This window comes from Streptomyces sp. AA1529 (assembly GCF_000280905.1).
Lineage (GTDB): Bacteria > Actinomycetota > Actinomycetes > Streptomycetales > Streptomycetaceae > Streptomyces.
In genome coordinates, this window is sequence record NZ_ALAP01000043.1 from 50282 (window position 1) to 65424 (window position 15143).

Here is a 15143-nt window from a genome sequence, read left to right on the forward strand (position 1 = left end):
CGAGCAGAGTTCCGGACCGCGGTGCGGTCTCAGCTCTCCACCCCGGCTTCCCACTTGCGCCGGCGCAGCACGTGGTCGCTGAAGAGGTGGCGGCTTTGGTCGAGCAGTTCACCCACCTCCGCGTCGCCCCGCCGTCCGTCCGGCGACGGATGCCAGCCCTGTACCGATTGCGCGGCCCAGGTGCGCAGCTTGGTATCCGGGTCCTCGAGCAGCCCGACTGCCGCCCGCAGTGCCACGATGCCGCCGTACGCGTCGAGCAGCCGGAATGCGCCGAGGCGGACGTGCCGCGGCCGCTCGGATCCGGTGCGCTCCAACAGCCAGTCGGCCGGCAGTTCCTCGGCCGAGGGCTCCAGGGTGGAGGCGGTCTCGCGGACGACGACAGCGGCAGGGTCGTCGAGAAGCGGCCGCAACTGCTGTGCATCCACGCAGTCCAGTACCCGCAGCCCTGCCACAGCTCGTGCCCGCACGCCGGCCGCCGGGTGCACGAGCAGCGGCCGCAGCAGCCCGGCGTCCGTGCGGTCCCCGCACTCGGCCAGCCCGATGACCGCACCGGGCCGCAACTCGGGGTCGTCCGAGGCCGTGCACCGCTCCCGGTACCAGGCCGCCGGGTCGCCTCCCTGCTGGCGTATGACATACCGCGCGCAAGCGCGCACGAGCCCGGAACGGTCGCCGAGAAAGGGCTCGGCCTGCTGGGGCCGTCCCGCCCGTCTCAGGGCGGTCACACCGGCCGAACGGGTACGCGGATTGCGTGCGGACAGCAGCGGAGGCAGTACCTCCTCGTAGGCGTCCCCATCCCCCAGAGCCGTGAGGGCTGCTGTGGCGCACACTTCCTGGACCACGCTGTCCGGGTCCCGGGCGGCCGCGCGGGCCAGCTCGGCGGAACCGAGCAGCCGGCCCTCGACGGCCAGCCGGTAGGCGAACCGCCGGACGGTGCGGTCGGGGTCGGCGAAGAGCACGGCGAGTTGTCCGTGGGACGCCTGACGCAGGATCCGGCCGAGCGCATCGACTCCGAAGGCTCCTCTGTCGCGGCGGCCGACACGAAGGATGAGCGGCGCGAGGTCGAGGGCGGAGTTCACGTCCAGGGCCTCGCGCAGCACCTGCCGGGCCTGCTCGCGCACGGGGCCGGCCCAATCGGCGCAGCGGATCACGACCAACGGCAGCAGACCGGGGTGTCGGGCCGACTGGCGCACCGCTTTCTGACGGATCCGTCCGTCGCGGTGGCACAGGGCGACTGCGAGGCGGGACGCGCCGAGTTGAGCAAGGTCGGCGGGCAGCGGGGCGGAGTGCTCCCACTCCGCCAGGAACTGCGGGCGGTGCCAGGCTGCTTCACGCACCTCCGCGTCGAGCGCGAGCCAGTCACCGGGGTCGGCGACATCAAGCACGCTGTGAAGCGGCGCACCCTCCGCGAGCCGAGCGGCTGCAACTGTCCGGTCCCCGGTGTCCGCAAGCATCCCCACCCCTTCAACGCTCCGACAAGCTGATCATAGGGGGCGAGTTCGCACAGGGCGTGCCCATTTTTGCGCCCCGCATCCGGCGAACTCGAGACTCCGGGCACGCGACCGCGACGCGCCTTCCCTCCACGGCCGGCTCCCTCACCGGGGGGAGCGATCTGGCCGACGACCACGCTGCTCGAGGTGTCACAGCCGACCGGTGCGAAACGACTTCGCCGTCGGAATCCGGTCCCGGCATGATGGTCAGCGTGCACCAGGACGAAAGCCATCGCGGGCGAATGCGGTACACCCTGACCGATACGGAGCACGGGCATGCCTGGGGTGTCTGCGACGAGGCGGAGGGATTGTTCGGAGAACCCCGGCGCGGGATCTACGAGTTGTTCGGCTGGGTGCCACAAGGAGAGGTGCACGGCTGGGTCGGCAACCGAGTGTGGCTGGTGCCGGACGACGAGGCACACGACCCCTGGTTGCTCGAGGACGCGGAGAGCCTGGGGCAGCCTCTTGGGACGGACAGTCTCGTGCTCACCGGCCTGGACGACTACGAAGGCCCACCCGAGGGACACAGGGGCCGCGTGCGGGTGCACGACGGGCACCGTTGGCTGGGCCGCTGCCGGGAATTCGCCCGTGTCCTGCCCCGCGAGCAGGGCGCTCAGCCGCTCGTCCTGAGAGGACTCGCCCCGGGCGACGAGCTGAAGGCAGCACTGATGAAGGGCACCCGGCGGGCGCTGGACCTGGAGCAGGCTGCCCTGGAGATACAGGACGACCGGGGCGAGCCGCTCACCGAACGCCTGCTCTGGACCAGAATCACCGCCTGGCGTCCCTCCCCCCACGGAACGGGGCTGATCGACCTGGAGCTCGACGACGAACTCGCCATGCCGGTTCCCGCATACGCCCGGCCCGTTTGGACGCGGTGGTTCGCCGGGCCGCCGGACACGGCGGCGGCCTGGACCGGGCTCGACACCCGGCGCCGCCGGGCCTGGCACGAACTCGTCCGGGAGCGGGCCGGCCGGCGCACTCACCGTGACCGGCCGGCCGGTCACGCCTACGCACTCGACGGCCGGCACGTCACCGATGAACCGGGCCTCTACCTGGCGCTCGGAGAGGCGGTGAACGGTCCGGGCGGGTACTTCGGCGGCTGCCTGGGAGCCCTCGACGACTGTCTGCGCGGCAACTTCGGCTACACCGCCCCCGCAACCCTGCTCTGGCGGGACGCCGTGACCGCACGCGAACATCTGTCCCAGGCTCTGACACCGGATGGCCACCCCTATGACCTGTTCGGCGAGATCCTCGATGTCCTGGAGCAGGGCGGCATGCACGTCACGCTGGCGTGAGCTGCGGCCCGCCCGCCAGGCATCGGGCGGCCACGTCGGACGGCCACCGCCCTTCGTGCGCCGGCCGGATGGGATGCCTGGGCTGAGGCGCCCAGGCAAAGAGGCCGTTGCAGCGCGGGTGTCCGCGGCCGCAGCCGTGGCCGGGAAGCGAAGGAGGGGGCGGTGGCACCCCGCAGCTTCGCGTCAACACACCGCGCGACGCACCTAACTCCTTCGAGTGGCGAGGTGTCGATTTGCAGCAGCCCGGTGCGGAGGGGCGCGACGCTCTCGACGTGACTGACACACCCACTTCCGGCACGGCGAGAGCTTCGACGAAGGGCCCGGGTCAGGGGTCCCGGGTTCGCTTCCCGCTCACCCGGTGGCTGCTTGCCCCGCGCACCACCTGGCGGGCTCGGCGCCTGGCCGCCAACTGCGGGATGGGCATGGACGCCCGGACCGCCTGGGTGCTGGCCCGGCTGCAACGGCACCCGGAAGAGCGCGGCTCCGCGATACAGCACCTCGGGCCGCGGGGATAGCCGGCGTCGGAGGCGGGCGCGGAGGGCCGGGACCGCCGGTCCGAGCAGCAGGGGCTCGATGAAGCGCGAGGCCGTCCCGACGCAGGTCCGCACGGCGGTCAGGTCCTGTCCGGAGGAGCGGAACACCACCCGGCGAGGAGACCGGGACCGCCTCCACCGCCCACCGCCGAGCCGGAACTGGCCGCCCGCATGGTTCCCCGGTTCCGGGACGCTGGCCGGCGCGCCGCCTGAGCCGCGGGCGACGAGGTTCACGGGGCGGCAACCCGAAGGTGCTCTCCCGCGCCCTGACCACCTGCGGGACAGGCCGGTTCGCGAAGCCACGAGGGTCAGGGCCGCTGGCGTCCCGTCACGCGACAGTGACGGGTGGCTGCTGTCGAGGCCTCAGGCGCACAGGGAAGCCCAGGACACCACGCAGCCGACCCACTCCGTGGCTACGGGTGCAGCTTCTCGCCCTTCGCCAGCATCGCCACGTATTTCTCGATCCTGCGGGCCCGGGTCTCGGCCTTCTTGGCCTCCTGGATCCGGTACAGGATCGCGTAGCGGTTCTGCCGGTCCAGCGTCTCGAAGAACGCCGCCGCGGCCGGGACGGCGGTCAAAGCCGCCGCGAGATCCTCCGGCACCGCTGCGGTCCTGGCGCTGTCGTAGGCCGCCTCCCAGCGGCCGTCCGCCTTCGCCCGATCGACCTCGGCCTGCCCCGGCGGACGCATCCGGCCCTGCTCGATCAGGGCGGTCACCTTGTCCCGGTTGACCTTGGACCACTTGCTGCGCGGCTTTCGCGGGGTGAACCGCTGGAGCCACCACTGGTCGTCGAACTTGGCCTTCTGGCCGTCGATCCAGCCGAAGCAGAGTGCCACGTCGAGTGCCTGGGCGTAGTTCAGCGCGACGACTGCGGGGTCCTTCTTGCGCAGCTTGAGCCAGATGCCGGGCGAGACGGCGTGGTTCTCGCCGAGCCACGCCTCGAATGCTTCGGCGGATTCGAATGCGACGATCTCCAAGTCCTGAGTCATCTCAGCAGCGAATCACAGCCGGTTGCATGCCAGGACACGGGCACGTCCCGCATGCATGATGCCCGTGAACCCGGCTGATCAGTTCTGCTCTCCACGCAGAACGATCAGGCCGGAACTCCAGGTCTTCTCGGTGACACGACGCTGCTGTTCGGCCTCGACCGCGTCCGTCGCGTGGGTGGTCCGACTCCACGCACGTTTGCCCCCCCACACCGGCCCTGTGGCTGGACGTGTTCCTCGGTCGGAGCGCATGTCCGGCCGGGTCCGCTGCTCTCGGACACCGGCCTCGGGGAACATCGGTGCAGCAGCTATCGGTGAATCATGCTCAGGGCGCGAGTGCGCTGACCCTGTTCTCGTACCCGTGACGGGCCTTGTCACCATCGGATCTGATTGGATTCGCGCCGCCGCGAACCCCCGGGATCGCACGGGTTCATTGGGCACGCTGCCTGCCTGTCGTCGAACGATCTTTTGAAGACGGATAGTTGCTGCATCGACGTCGAGCGGTACGCGTCCAGCCTGAAGGCTCTCGTCTGCTTCGTCGAACGGCCTGACCTCGCCGACCGAGCGCCTGCCCACGAACGCCCGAACGCCTTGGGGACTGCCGCTGTTCCCGCTCCTCTTCCGCGCTGAATCGGTCCCGGTCGGGGCTGTCTCCACGCAAAGGCGGGGGACAGCCCCGACCGGAAGCGAGGGCCGAGTCAGGACGGTTGAGCGGGAGGGGTCAGGCTGGTGAGGAAGTCGTCGGTGTAGGTGGTGGTGAGGAATTCCATGTTGTGGCCGTCGGGGTCGTGGACGTAGACACCGCGCCCGCCTTCAAGATGGTTGATGGCCTGCGGCCGGCTGTGCTGAGGGTCTGCCCAGTAGGGCACGTTGCGCTTCTGGATCCGGGCGAAGACGGCGTCGAACTCTTCGTCGGTCACCCGGAAGGCGTAGTGCGTGGGGAGCCAGTCCTTGCCCGCGACGAGGTGTTCGGCGTAGTCCAGGGCCGCGTGGTTGTCGAGACGCACGACGGCGAACGGGCCGAGATTCCTGGGCTCGGGTGTTCCGAGGAGGTCGGCTATGAAGCGCGCTCCGGCGAAGCGGTCGCTGCTGTGGACGATGGTGTGATCGAGCCTGGGCACAAGTATTCCTCTCATCGTGAGGGGCCGGACCCCTTGGACCGGTGCAGGTCGGGAGTCAGGGAGTCAGGAGGTCTTTCCGTTGAGGTGACCAGTCCTGGCGGTGCGGTGAGCTTGGGCCGCCTGAGACAGGGGCAGCACCTCATGGATGCGCTGGGTCGGCATCGCCTTGTCATGCAGGGCGCTGACGGCGGCGAGAGCGTCGGCGGTTCGGTCATCGGCTCCGGAAGTGTCGAGGACCTGGGCGAATCCGCCGGGTGCGAGGGCGCGTACGCGGTCGGCCGGGCCGCTGCCGTAGGTGGTGGCTGTCGCGCCGAGGTCGGTGACGTGGGTGAGGCCGGTGGCTTCGATGGTGCCGGCGAGTTACAGGCCAGGAATGTAGGGCAGGTCCAGGGGCATCAAGGCGGCCATCGCTCCGTTGTTGAGCTTGAGGTCGAGAGGGTTGACTCCGGTGGCGTGGACGCGGGTACGGACCTGTCCGGGGCCCGGGCCGGGGCCGGCTACGTCGGTGGTGGTGGGGTCCAGGACGTCCGGGGTCCCGTGGTCGGCGAAGGCAAGGGCATTGGTGCGCATGTTCAGGTGCTTTCTGTGGCGTGACTGAGCGTCAGCAAGAGGTGAAGGGACCGCGGCCGGTGAAGGCGTGGCGGGCGAAGCGTGCGCCGATCAGTGCGTGGCCTGCAGTGTCGGGGTGCAGGAGATCCGGCAGCGGTGTGGTGGCGAAATCCTCTTCGCTGTAGAGGTCGAGCCCGTCGAGGTAGTGCAGGCAGGCATCATCGGCCATGCGTTCGGTGGCAATACGGGACAGATCCCGGCGGATGGTGCGCAGAGTAAGGCGTCCGGTGGCGGTGTCGGCGGCGTCGCCGAACGTCTTGAAGCGCAGGCCGGGGAAATCGGGGTCGGGCGCGGTGGGGCCGGGGGTGTCCTCGACGAGAGGGCTGTGGATCGGGGAGACCAGGAGCAGCGGAGTGTCGGGATGCCCCTCGCGGATCGTGTCGAGGAAGCCGTGGACGGCCGGGGTGAAGGCGCGCATCCGCATGAGGTCGGTGTTGACGAGGTTGATGCCGATCTTGATGCTGATGAGATCCGCGTGCGTGTCGCGCACGGTGCGAGCGGTGAAGGGGTCCAGCAGAGCGTTGCCGTTCAGGCCAAGGTTGACCAGTTCCACACCCGCCCTGCTCGCGGCGACTGCGGGCCAGGTGCGGGTGGGGCCGGCCGCGTCGACACCCTGGCTGATGGAGCTGCCGTGGTGCAGCCAGATCCTCTTGTCCGCCTCCTGTGCCGCCCGGACAGGGGCGTCGGTGCGCAGAGCGATCAGCTCGGCGACCTCCGAATGGGGCAGCCAGATCTCGATGTCCTTCTCCCGTCTCGGCAGCCCCTCGAAGCGCACGGTTCCTGCCGTGCCGGTGCTGTAGGTGACTGCGCCCGTGGCCATGTCGACGTCGGCGCTCGCTCCGCCCGGGGCGGCGGCCTCGCCGGTGAGATGGCCCTCGACGAGCAGGTCGAACACTCCGGGCGGACCGACCGGGGCGCCGTGGAAGACGGTGCGGGTGGCCACCAGGTCCAGTTCCACCACGGTCGCGGCCGTCCGTAGCGCCAGTCGTACCCCTGCGCCCTGGGACGCCATGAGGCGCAGATAGTCGTCGTGACCCTGCCTCAGGGCGGCCTCCGGCAGGCGCAGCGGTATCACGCCGCGCTCGGTGTTCCGTGCGTCCACCGTTCCGCGCAGCATGCCCGGAGTCAGCGGTGTCCGGATCAATTCGGTCATGGGATGTGCCTCGTTCCGGTCAGTGCCGGGCCAGCGCCCCTGAAGGGCACTGGCGCGTCTTGCGGTCCCCAGCCTCACCTCCGGGCACTGACAACCAGCCCCTCCGAATGAGCGGCTTCCCCCCTCCTTCCGAAGGGGACCGTCGTCATGGCACTGTCCTAGCCTGGCGCTATGAGCACCATCGACTGGTCGAGTCCTGCCTCGGTCACGTCCGCGCTCGCGGACGTTCAGCGGGCGCCTCTCGGCGACGTACTGCGCCGCCTGTCCGCGCTTGTGGCCCCGCTCGTGCCGCATACCGCCGTCGCCCAGCTCACCGGCTTCTGCGGCCACTCCCCGCTGAAGACCACCGGAACCGACGCGGCCACCGAGGCCGTCACCAGCACCGATCTGGGCCGCCTGGCCTCCAAGGTCCCGGTCGGCGCTCCCTGGCGCGGCACCGCGCTGCTGGGCGGGGCCGACCGCGTGCTCACCGCCGTTGCCGCAGCGGCCCCCGACGGCGACGGGTCGCTGCTGGTACTCATCGACACCCCCGCAGACCCCCTGCCCTCGGCCGCGGCGGAACTGCTGCAAAGCATCTGGGACCTAGTCACCGCGCACCTGCTCCACCGCGCCCTGGATCCCGAACCCGAACAGCTCGCCCGCTCCCGCGCCGCCTCCGGCGAGCGCCAGCGTGTCACCGCGGAGCTCACCAGCTCTCACGCCGTCACCCTCACCGCCGTGCTCGCCACCCTGCGCTCCCGGTCCCTCAGCGACGCGGCGGCCCGGCAGGCGGCCACCGACCTCGCCGCCTCCGCACTCATCGACCTGCGCCGCACCGCGCAGGAGGACCCCGCCGACAGCAGCACCCTCCGGGTCTTCGACGACCTCACAGCCGAGCTGAGCCCGATCCGGCGCTACAGTGACGTCCGGCTCAGCCTCCGCCCGCCCGTGACGGACCGGCCCGTTCCCTCCGAGACCGCGTATGCCGCCCGGTCCGTCACGCTCACTGCCGTACTCAACGCGTTCACCCAGGACCCGGTGCAGCACGTCCACGCCGGATGGCAGCTCACCGACAACGCCCTCACCGCCACTGTCCGCGACGACAGTCCGAACGCCTCCAGCGACACCAGCATCGCCGCGCGGCGACTCCACCGGATCGCCGCCGCCGCAGGCGGCGAAGTGGCGCTCGACTCCGAACCGGAGTGGGGAACCACCGTCACCGCCACCTTCCCCCTGAACCCTGCGGAGACCGCGCCCCCGAGCCCGCTCGATGGCCTCGCCCCCCGCGAACTCGACGTCCTTGCCGGCCTCGCCCAAGGGCTGAGCAACCGGGCCATCGCCCAGGAACTGCATATCGGTGAGACCACGGTGAAATTCCACGTGCGCAACATCCTCAAGAAGCTGACCGTCTCCTCCCGTGGGCAGGCCGCGGCCCTCGCCAGGGACGCCGGCCTCACCCCATCCCCCCAGCCGTAATGCCCCGAAGTCCGGGTCGCGGTCGAAACCGGGGATGCATGGGAGCCGTACCGGCTGCTCGACGCCAGCGGCGAGGTCGTGTGGCTGGTGGAGGTGTACTTCGACGGCCCTCAGGCCGCTGGGAACCCCGCTCCGACGCTGCGGTCGTACGGGACGGGCCTGCTGCGGTGGTGGCGGTTACGGCTTCGCGCCCACCCGCTGCGGCGCCCCTGGCCCGTTCAACCCCCCCCCGGGCCGCCCGACAGATGTTCAACCGGGCCAACCAGCTGCTGGGCTCCAACCGGACCCTCCACACCTCTGACCGGCCACCTCCGCCGGTCCGAAGGAGGTCCTGGACCGGCTGGCCCGGCCGCCGCTGCGGCCCGCGTCCCAGAGCGCCCTCGCCGCACGGCTCCGCGGGGCCCGCCGCCTGCTGGAGTGGCTCCAGAGGTTCCCAGGCAACAGCTGGCAGTCCCGCTGGAGAGCCAGCCCCGGCCCCGCGGACCCGCAGACCTGGTGCGACGAGGTGATCCGATGGGCCGACGCCCGCGGCCCGCGACCTGTCCGCGAGTCAGAGCTGAAGGCCGGGATGCTCGTGCTGATCTGCGCGGACGTGCTCCGCATGCACCCGGCATGGCTCACGGCCCGCCGCTCCCGGCACTTCATGCTCTCGATGTCCGCCGGCCGCGACCCTGACGGCTTCGCCCGGCTCGAAGCCGCCGTTCCGCCCGACCAGTGGACCTCCCGCTCGGGCGGCACCGTCCAGGACTGCACCGTCGGCGACCTCATGGAGATCCGGTCGGTCGCCGGCAGGCACTGGAACCACGCCACGATGCTGGCCTACGCCTGGCTGCGAGCGGCCGGCCAGTTCCCGCCCGACGCCCCGGTGACCGAACCGTGTGGTCAGGTGCGCCGCGTTGTTCGCCGGCGTGCGTCGAAGGCCGAGTCAGCTGATGTTCGCCGGGGCCTTCTTGCCGGCGTCCGGCGGAGTCGGTGCTTTGGGGGCCTTCACGCGCTCGCAGGCGGAGGCGGTGCCCTTGACGCCGCCGACGGCGAGCGACCGAGGCGATGCGCTGCCGTGGGACTCAGCGTTCTCGAAGACGAAGGCATGGGACCTGTCGCTGTGGGATGCCGAGCTCTCGAAAAGCAGCGTGTCGCCCTCCTCGAGCGTGATCTTGAAATGGCCCTTCTGCGCCACTGAACGATTCCCGTCCCGCGACCCCGCGACCTTCACCGGCTTGCCCTCCGGGACGAACGTCCAGTCGACGGCCTCCCCGCGCGGCTCTCGGCAACGGTAGCCGGGAGGAAGTACGTCGATGCTGACCGCCACCCCGTACTCGCGCAGCCTGTCGGCCAGTTCCTGCTGTGCCCGGCGGTCAGGCTTGATCTCACTCATCGTGACGCTGACCCTGCTGTCGTCGAGACGCTCCAGAGCGTACGCCGGTGAGTCGGCCGGAGAACCCGGTGTGAGAACCACGGCGGCCGCGGCTGCGGAGCAGACCATCCCGGCTGCTCCGACACGCAGGGGTGTGAACAGGCGGCGGTTCGGTATCGTGCGCCGCTCCCGCGCCTGGGAGGTCTCCAGGACGGTCAACGCCTCCCGCTGCCCGATCTCCTTCTGGAGCTCGGAGAGCAGCCGGTCCTGGAACGTCGTCTTCGTGCTCATGCCTTCTCCCCAACTTTCTGTGCCACTACGGAGACATGCGTCTGCAGCCGGCTCCCGGCGATGTCGGCGCGCAGCGCCCTGCGGGCTCGGTGCAGGCGAACCCGGGCGGTCACCTGGCGGATGCCGAGCGAGGCTGCGGCCTCGCTGACGGTCAGTTGGTCGACCGCGACCAGTTCCAGTACGGCGCGTTCCCCTTCCGGCAGGCGCTTCATGGCGTCCAGCGCACGCCGGCCCGGGCTCTCGGCGTCCAGCTTCTCCTCGAGCCGGGCGATGTCGTCCGCGTCGAGCAGGCGCCGCCCCGAGATCCGCTGGTCGCGCGCGGAGTCCCGGGCGACTCTGCGGCGCTCGGAAGAGACGACGTTGCGGGCGATTCCATACAGCCAGGCGGTCTCGCTGCCGCGGCCGGGCCGATAGGTGTGGGCGGAGTCCAGAACCGCGAGAAAGATCTCCGCGGTGAGGTCGGCGGCCGTGTGCGGGTCTCCCACACGACGGGCCACGAAGCGCGTCACGCCCTCGACATGGCGCCGGTAGAACTGCTCGAACTGTTGTGGATCACGTGCGGCGGCAGCAGGGCCGCCCCGTATCCGTTGCACTCACTGACTCCTCTGCTGCGGTCTTCCGTCTTCTTGGTGTCACCTCGTCTGTTCTTGGGCTGACGCACGAGAAGCGTTACGGGCGCAGAGCGGCCGGACCGCACCCTTGGAAGTGATATCCGCGTTCCCCCGCCGACCCGGCGGACTGCTCCGGGCGTTGGGCCGGCACCGCAGAAATAGCGGAGGCACAGCGACCGCGGCGGGAGCCCTGACCCTGCTCGCGACGAATGGTCCGGACACCGGCCTGGCCTGTCGCTCGGTGCGGCCACCGCGATGGCCCCGCCCGCTCTGCTTCCGTCGGTACTGCTGCTCGAGCAGCCCGCCCCGGCACGGCCCGACCCACCGCGATGGCATCCCGGGACAGCAACGGCCCACAGCCGATGGAACGCGCTGCTGAAGGGTGCGTGAACAGCGCGTTCCGGTTCTGTGTGGGGGAAGAGAGTTCGGCGCAGCGTGCGGCGCGGGGGTGGGTGGTCAGGGGAGCTGGAAGGTGTCGGCGAGGATCGCCGTCTGGATGTCGAGCATGGTTGCGGGGTCGTGTCCCATGCCGGTGAACTGGCCGGTGATCTCCAGGCTGACCGTGCCGTGCATCTGGGGCCAGGTCATCACGGCTCCGGTCAGCGCGACGTCGGCGGCGGTGCCGGACTGCCCCGTCCACTGCTCGACCCAGGCCGCCACCTCGGGCTTCTCGCGCAGCCATGTCCGCAGTTGCGCCACGAGCGGGTCCACGCGGACCAGTGGCCGACCCTGGGCGAAGACGGAGAGGAAGGGCCCCAGGACGGAGCGTGCCTTCAGTACGGTCTCGGTCGGCGCGGTGAAGCCCGCCACCGGGGTGCCCTGGATGAGCAGGTACAGGTGCGGCTGTGTCACGGCCCATTCCCGGTAGGCGCCGGTCAGGGCGTGCAGGGCGGCCCGGCCGCCGTCTTCGGTGTCCACGGCGTGGACGGCTGCGGCCGCGCCCTCGTAGGCGTCGAGCACCAGCTCCGCCAGTAGGTCGTCACGGCTGGCGAAGTAGCGGTAGAGCGCCGGGCCGGACAGCCCGATCTCCTTCGCGATCCGCAGGAGCGCCACGCCCTCGATGCCTCCGGCGGCGAGCTGTCGTACGGCCGCTTCCTTGATCTCCGTGCGGGTCTGCTCCCGGTACCGCGCACGCGGGCTGTTCGCACGGACTGTCATGCCCCGCCTCCTGTTCCATGCCCCGCCTCCTGCTGCCGGCCGCGCAGGATCCGCAGTGCATGCGTCACTGTATCGCTGGTGCGACGGGGCGGTGCTCTCCCCCGGTCGCTGACGGGGGAGTGCTGCCGAAGGTGCCCGGGACTGGTCGGTCAGCTCTTCGCCCGGGCGGCGAGGAAGCCCCGGTACCACGCCAGGGTCTCCCGCAGGGTGGTCTCGATCGGGGTGGGTTCGGCGCCGAACTCCTGCTGGAAGGCGGTGGAGTCCATGATCTGTGGCTCGGTGTGCTGGTAGAACATCTCGGCGTAGGAATCCATGAACGTTTCGTCGAACGGCCCGAAGGGGCGCGCCTCGTTCATCGTGACGATCCGCAGCGGGCGGCCCACCAGGCCGCCCAGCGCTGTGAGGATCTCGCGCGTCGTGCGGGCGGGAGCGGTGGGCAGATGCCAGACCCGGCCCTCTCCCGAGGGGTTCTCGCCGAGTACGGCCAGGCCCCGGGCCACGTCGAGGACGTTGGTGTAGCTGTGCTCGAGGTCGATGTCGCCGAGCACCAGGACCTCGCCGTCCGTGAGCGCGGCCGGGAAGACGGCCCCGCCCAGTGTGGAATTCAGCACCCGGGGTCCGACGAAGTCCGCCGAGCGGCCCAGCACGACCCTCGCTCGGCCTTCCTCGTGCGCGGCCAGGTACTTCTCGTCCAGGGCGGCCCGCATCCTGCCCTTGGCCGTGGCCGCCCGCCACGGAGTGTCCTCGGTCATGACCTCGCCGTGCGTCTCGCCGTAGGGGTACAGCGTGTCCAGGACCACCAGGCGCGCACCGGTGCGCGCCACCGCGCCCAGGACCGCCTCCTGGATGCCGGGCATGACGTCGACCTGGAGCTGGTAGGCGACGTTGACGCAGTGGTAGACCACGTCCGCGCCTTCGATCGCGGCGAGCGCTCCGTCCACCGTGCCGACATCCCCCTTGAGGCGCTCGACGCCTCCCAGCGGCTCACCGGAGCCGGCGCGGTCGACCAGCCGCACGGCGTGTCCCCGGCGCGCGAGTTCCAGCGCGACGGAGGTGCCCGCGGGACCGGCTCCCAGAACGGTGTGAAGCGAACCTGTTGCTGCGCTCATGACGCGGTCCTTTCGGCAGAGGGCCGTGAGCCCTTCGGGGTTATTGGCAGACACGTAAGTTATAGCATGTAACTTATCTGAATGGCCATCGCGGGCATGGTGCAGCGGGTGACGCGATAGTCCCTGGAGGTCTCGGCGACGTGCTGCGACCGGTTCCAACGACCTGGACCCGCACCCGATCGGCCGGCATGCCCATGACGGGCACGCCCCCGTCGCATCGGGAACCGCAGACCTGTACCTGCGCACGCTCCCAGCCATGGCTGCGCCACCGGCGCGGCAAACGGTCAGCAGCGGCCCGCGCCTACCGAGGCCCGCCCCCGCCGTCATGCATGTGGTTCGCCCCTGCCGTTCGCACCCCTGCCGCTCTTCCCGCCGCCCTGCCGGGGCAGCAGCGGTGATGAGCGCGCTCGCCTCATGGCCGGGGAAGGGGCGCGGACAGCAGCTTCGGCCTGCTGGCCGACACCCGGAGAACGGCGGAGGGTCCCGGCCGGCGGGAGGTGTGTGGTGGGGCTGGTCGGGGTCGGGGCGTTGGGGTGGTGGTCAGTGTGTCCGCAGGTGGTCGGTCAGGCGGGAGAGCAGCGGCATGGTGGCGGCGAGGGTTTCGCGTTCTTCGGTGGTGAGGGCGTCGGTGATGGCCGTGCCGAGCAGGGCGGCGCGCCGGCGGCGTTCCTCGTCGAGACGGTTGGTACCGGTCGGGGTGAGGTGCAGGAGGTTCTTGCGTCCGTCGCTGGGGTGGGCCTCGGAGCGGACGAGTCCTTGCTGGAGGAGTTCCTTGACCGCCTTGGCTGCCGACTGGTGGCTGACTCCTCGTTCATGGGCGATGTCCGCGGTGGTCATCGGGCCGCTGCGGTCGAGGTAGCCGAGGGCGGCGGCTTCGCCGGGTGCCATGGTGTCGATCGCGCGCACGGCTCTGACGAGCTGTCCGACGGCCATACGTAGTTCCTCGGCCAGGTCTGTGGCGTCCATGGGTCGGAGCCTAGTCGGCAACCAGCCTGTACACCTTGGTTGCATGCCGCGAGAGGCGGTCAGCCGGCGATGCCGGAAAATATACTCAACCTAGGTGTACAGTTTCGGTGTAGAAAATGCGAGGAGGATTTTCACCGTGCAGCTCACCAAGCACGCCCACGCCTGCGTCACTGTCGAGAAGGACGGAACCCGGGTGGTCATCGACCCCGGCACCCTCACCCCGGACGCTGCGGACGCCGTCGAGCAGGCCCAGGCCATCCTGATCACCCACGAGCACTTCGACCACTTCGACGCCGACCTGATCGCCACGGCCCTCCGAGGCCGCCCCGAGCTGTCGGTCTACGGCACGCGGGCCGTCGCCGCGGCACTCGGCGCCGACGACGCCCGCGTGCACGCCGTCACCGCCGGAGACGCCTTCGATGTCGGCTCCCTCGCGATCACCGTCCACGGCTCACGTCACGCCCCGATTCACGCCGACATCCCCTGCCCCGACAACGTCGGCTACCTCCTCGACGGCGGAGCGCTCTACCACCCCGGCGACGCCTACTTCGCCCCCGAGGCCCCCGTCCGCACCCTGCTGCTGCCGACCAGCGGCCCGTGGACCAAGCTCGGAGAAGCCGCCGACTATGTGCGCAGGGTGGAGCCGGAGCGCGTCATCCAGATCCACGAACTCATGCTCAGTGACCTCGGACAGCAGTCCACCGCCCGCCTCCTCGGCGAACAGGGCCTGACCGGAACCGCCCTCACCCGGCTCGAGCCGGGCGCCACCGTCCTTCTGTAGACCCCCGACCGCAGGATGCGGCACGCTAGTGCCGCATCAAGCAACGTTCGCCCTGTAGTGCCGCGCTATTCGAAGGACGTGGCCGCAAGAGGGGAGAAGGCCACGCCGCCAACTCCGCAGGCCGGACGTGTCATTGCTACCGAAACGGTCATGAGGTCAGCGGTTGCCGTCCGTGGAGCCGGCGGAGCTGGGTTCGAGGACTCGGGGCCGGCGGTGGGGGCGCCGGCCTGGGTC

At 70.6% G+C, this 15143-nt stretch carries 14 protein-coding genes; 4 read left to right on the top strand and 10 right to left on the bottom strand.

Annotation, left to right across the window (positions count from 1 at the left end; genetic code table 11):
* Positions 1–29: 29 nt before the first annotated feature.
* Complete coding sequence (locus A949_RS0113655; protein WP_019356575.1) at positions 30–1382, bottom strand: hypothetical protein; 1353 nt, start codon at positions 1380–1382, stop codon at positions 30–32.
* 347 nt (positions 1383–1729) lie between these two features.
* Here A949_RS0113655 and A949_RS0113660 point away from each other — a divergent pair, with 347 nt between their 5' ends.
* Positions 1730–2782, top strand: a complete 1053-nt coding sequence (locus A949_RS0113660) for a barstar family protein (protein WP_019356576.1) — start codon at positions 1730–1732, stop codon at positions 2780–2782.
* Between the two features lie 272 nt (positions 2783–3054).
* Positions 3055–3297 carry a hypothetical protein gene (locus A949_RS33350; protein ID WP_237735825.1) on the top strand — a complete coding sequence of 81 codons (243 nt, stop codon included), beginning with the start codon at positions 3055–3057 and terminating at the stop codon, positions 3295–3297.
* Between the two features lie 431 nt (positions 3298–3728).
* Here the strand turns inward: A949_RS33350 and A949_RS0113670 are convergent, their stop codons facing one another.
* The 4 genes from A949_RS0113670 to A949_RS0113685 all read right to left on the bottom strand — a co-directional run bounded on the left by A949_RS0113670 (position 3729) and on the right by A949_RS0113685 (position 7184).
* Positions 3729–4304: a YdeI/OmpD-associated family protein gene (locus tag A949_RS0113670; RefSeq protein ID WP_026004623.1), complete on the bottom strand. Its 576-nt coding sequence runs from the start codon at positions 4302–4304 to the stop codon at positions 3729–3731.
* A 695-nt stretch (positions 4305–4999) separates the two neighbouring features.
* Positions 5000–5422, bottom strand: a complete 423-nt coding sequence (locus A949_RS0113675; RefSeq protein WP_019356579.1) for a VOC family protein — start codon at positions 5420–5422, stop codon at positions 5000–5002.
* A 360-nt stretch (positions 5423–5782) separates the two neighbouring features.
* On the bottom strand, positions 5783–5992 hold the full coding sequence (locus tag A949_RS39060; protein WP_237735826.1) for a hypothetical protein: 210 nt from the start codon (positions 5990–5992) through the stop codon (positions 5783–5785).
* Positions 5993–6023: 31 nt separating this feature from the next.
* Positions 6024–7184, bottom strand: coding sequence for a GDSL-type esterase/lipase family protein (locus tag A949_RS0113685; RefSeq protein ID WP_019356581.1), 1161 nt, complete (start codon positions 7182–7184; stop codon positions 6024–6026).
* A gap of 171 nt (positions 7185–7355) precedes the next feature.
* Between A949_RS0113685 and A949_RS0113690 the strand changes: the two genes are divergently transcribed.
* The gene (locus A949_RS0113690; protein WP_019356582.1) at positions 7356–8639 is read left to right on the top strand and encodes a helix-turn-helix transcriptional regulator; all 1284 of its coding nucleotides are present in this window, start codon (positions 7356–7358) and stop codon (positions 8637–8639) included.
* A gap of 925 nt (positions 8640–9564) precedes the next feature.
* Here the strand turns inward: A949_RS0113690 and A949_RS38080 are convergent.
* The 5 genes from A949_RS38080 to A949_RS0113715 form a co-directional block, all read right to left on the bottom strand.
* A complete protein-coding gene (locus A949_RS38080) occupies positions 9565–10284 on the bottom strand; it encodes a hypothetical protein (RefSeq protein WP_019356583.1) in 720 nt (239 codons plus the stop codon).
* Positions 10281–10877, bottom strand: a complete 597-nt coding sequence (locus tag A949_RS0113700; RefSeq protein WP_019356584.1) for an RNA polymerase sigma factor — start codon at positions 10875–10877, stop codon at positions 10281–10283. The genes A949_RS38080 and A949_RS0113700 overlap by 4 nt, the downstream gene beginning before the upstream one ends.
* A gap of 474 nt (positions 10878–11351) precedes the next feature.
* Positions 11352–12053: a TetR/AcrR family transcriptional regulator gene (locus A949_RS0113705; protein ID WP_019356585.1), complete on the bottom strand. Its 702-nt coding sequence runs from the start codon at positions 12051–12053 to the stop codon at positions 11352–11354.
* A 149-nt stretch (positions 12054–12202) separates the two neighbouring features.
* Complete coding sequence (locus A949_RS0113710; protein WP_019356586.1) at positions 12203–13162, bottom strand: NAD-dependent epimerase/dehydratase family protein; 960 nt, start codon at positions 13160–13162, stop codon at positions 12203–12205.
* Positions 13163–13702: 540 nt separating this feature from the next.
* Positions 13703–14128: a MarR family winged helix-turn-helix transcriptional regulator gene (locus A949_RS0113715; RefSeq protein WP_026004624.1), complete on the bottom strand. Its 426-nt coding sequence runs from the start codon at positions 14126–14128 to the stop codon at positions 13703–13705.
* Between the two features lie 136 nt (positions 14129–14264).
* Here A949_RS0113715 and A949_RS0113720 point away from each other — a divergent pair, with 136 nt between their 5' ends.
* On the top strand, positions 14265–14909 hold the full coding sequence (locus A949_RS0113720) for an MBL fold metallo-hydrolase (RefSeq protein WP_019356588.1): 645 nt from the start codon (positions 14265–14267) through the stop codon (positions 14907–14909).
* The last annotated feature ends 234 nt before the right edge of the window (positions 14910–15143 follow it).

Bases quoted from the DNA above. Each gene is read 5' to 3' on its own strand.
- A949_RS0113705 (WP_019356585.1), bottom strand. From the start codon at position 12,053: ATGACAGTCCGTGCGAACAGCCCGCGTGCGCGGTACCGGGAGCAGACC.
- A949_RS39060 (WP_237735826.1), bottom strand. From the start codon at position 5,992: ATGCGCACCAATGCCCTTGCCTTCGCCGACCACGGGACCCCGGACGTC.
- A949_RS0113685 (WP_019356581.1), bottom strand. From the start codon at position 7,184: ATGACCGAATTGATCCGGACACCGCTGACTCCGGGCATGCTGCGCGGA.
- A949_RS0113670 (WP_026004623.1), bottom strand. From the start codon at position 4,304: ATGACTCAGGACTTGGAGATCGTCGCATTCGAATCCGCCGAAGCATTC.
- A949_RS0113690 (WP_019356582.1), top strand. From the start codon at position 7,356: ATGAGCACCATCGACTGGTCGAGTCCTGCCTCGGTCACGTCCGCGCTC.
- A949_RS0113660 (WP_019356576.1), top strand. From the start codon at position 1,730: ATGCGGTACACCCTGACCGATACGGAGCACGGGCATGCCTGGGGTGTC.
- A949_RS0113715 (WP_026004624.1), bottom strand. From the start codon at position 14,128: ATGGACGCCACAGACCTGGCCGAGGAACTACGTATGGCCGTCGGACAG.
- A949_RS0113710 (WP_019356586.1), bottom strand. From the start codon at position 13,162: ATGAGCGCAGCAACAGGTTCGCTTCACACCGTTCTGGGAGCCGGTCCC.
- A949_RS38080 (WP_019356583.1), bottom strand. From the start codon at position 10,284: ATGAGCACGAAGACGACGTTCCAGGACCGGCTGCTCTCCGAGCTCCAG.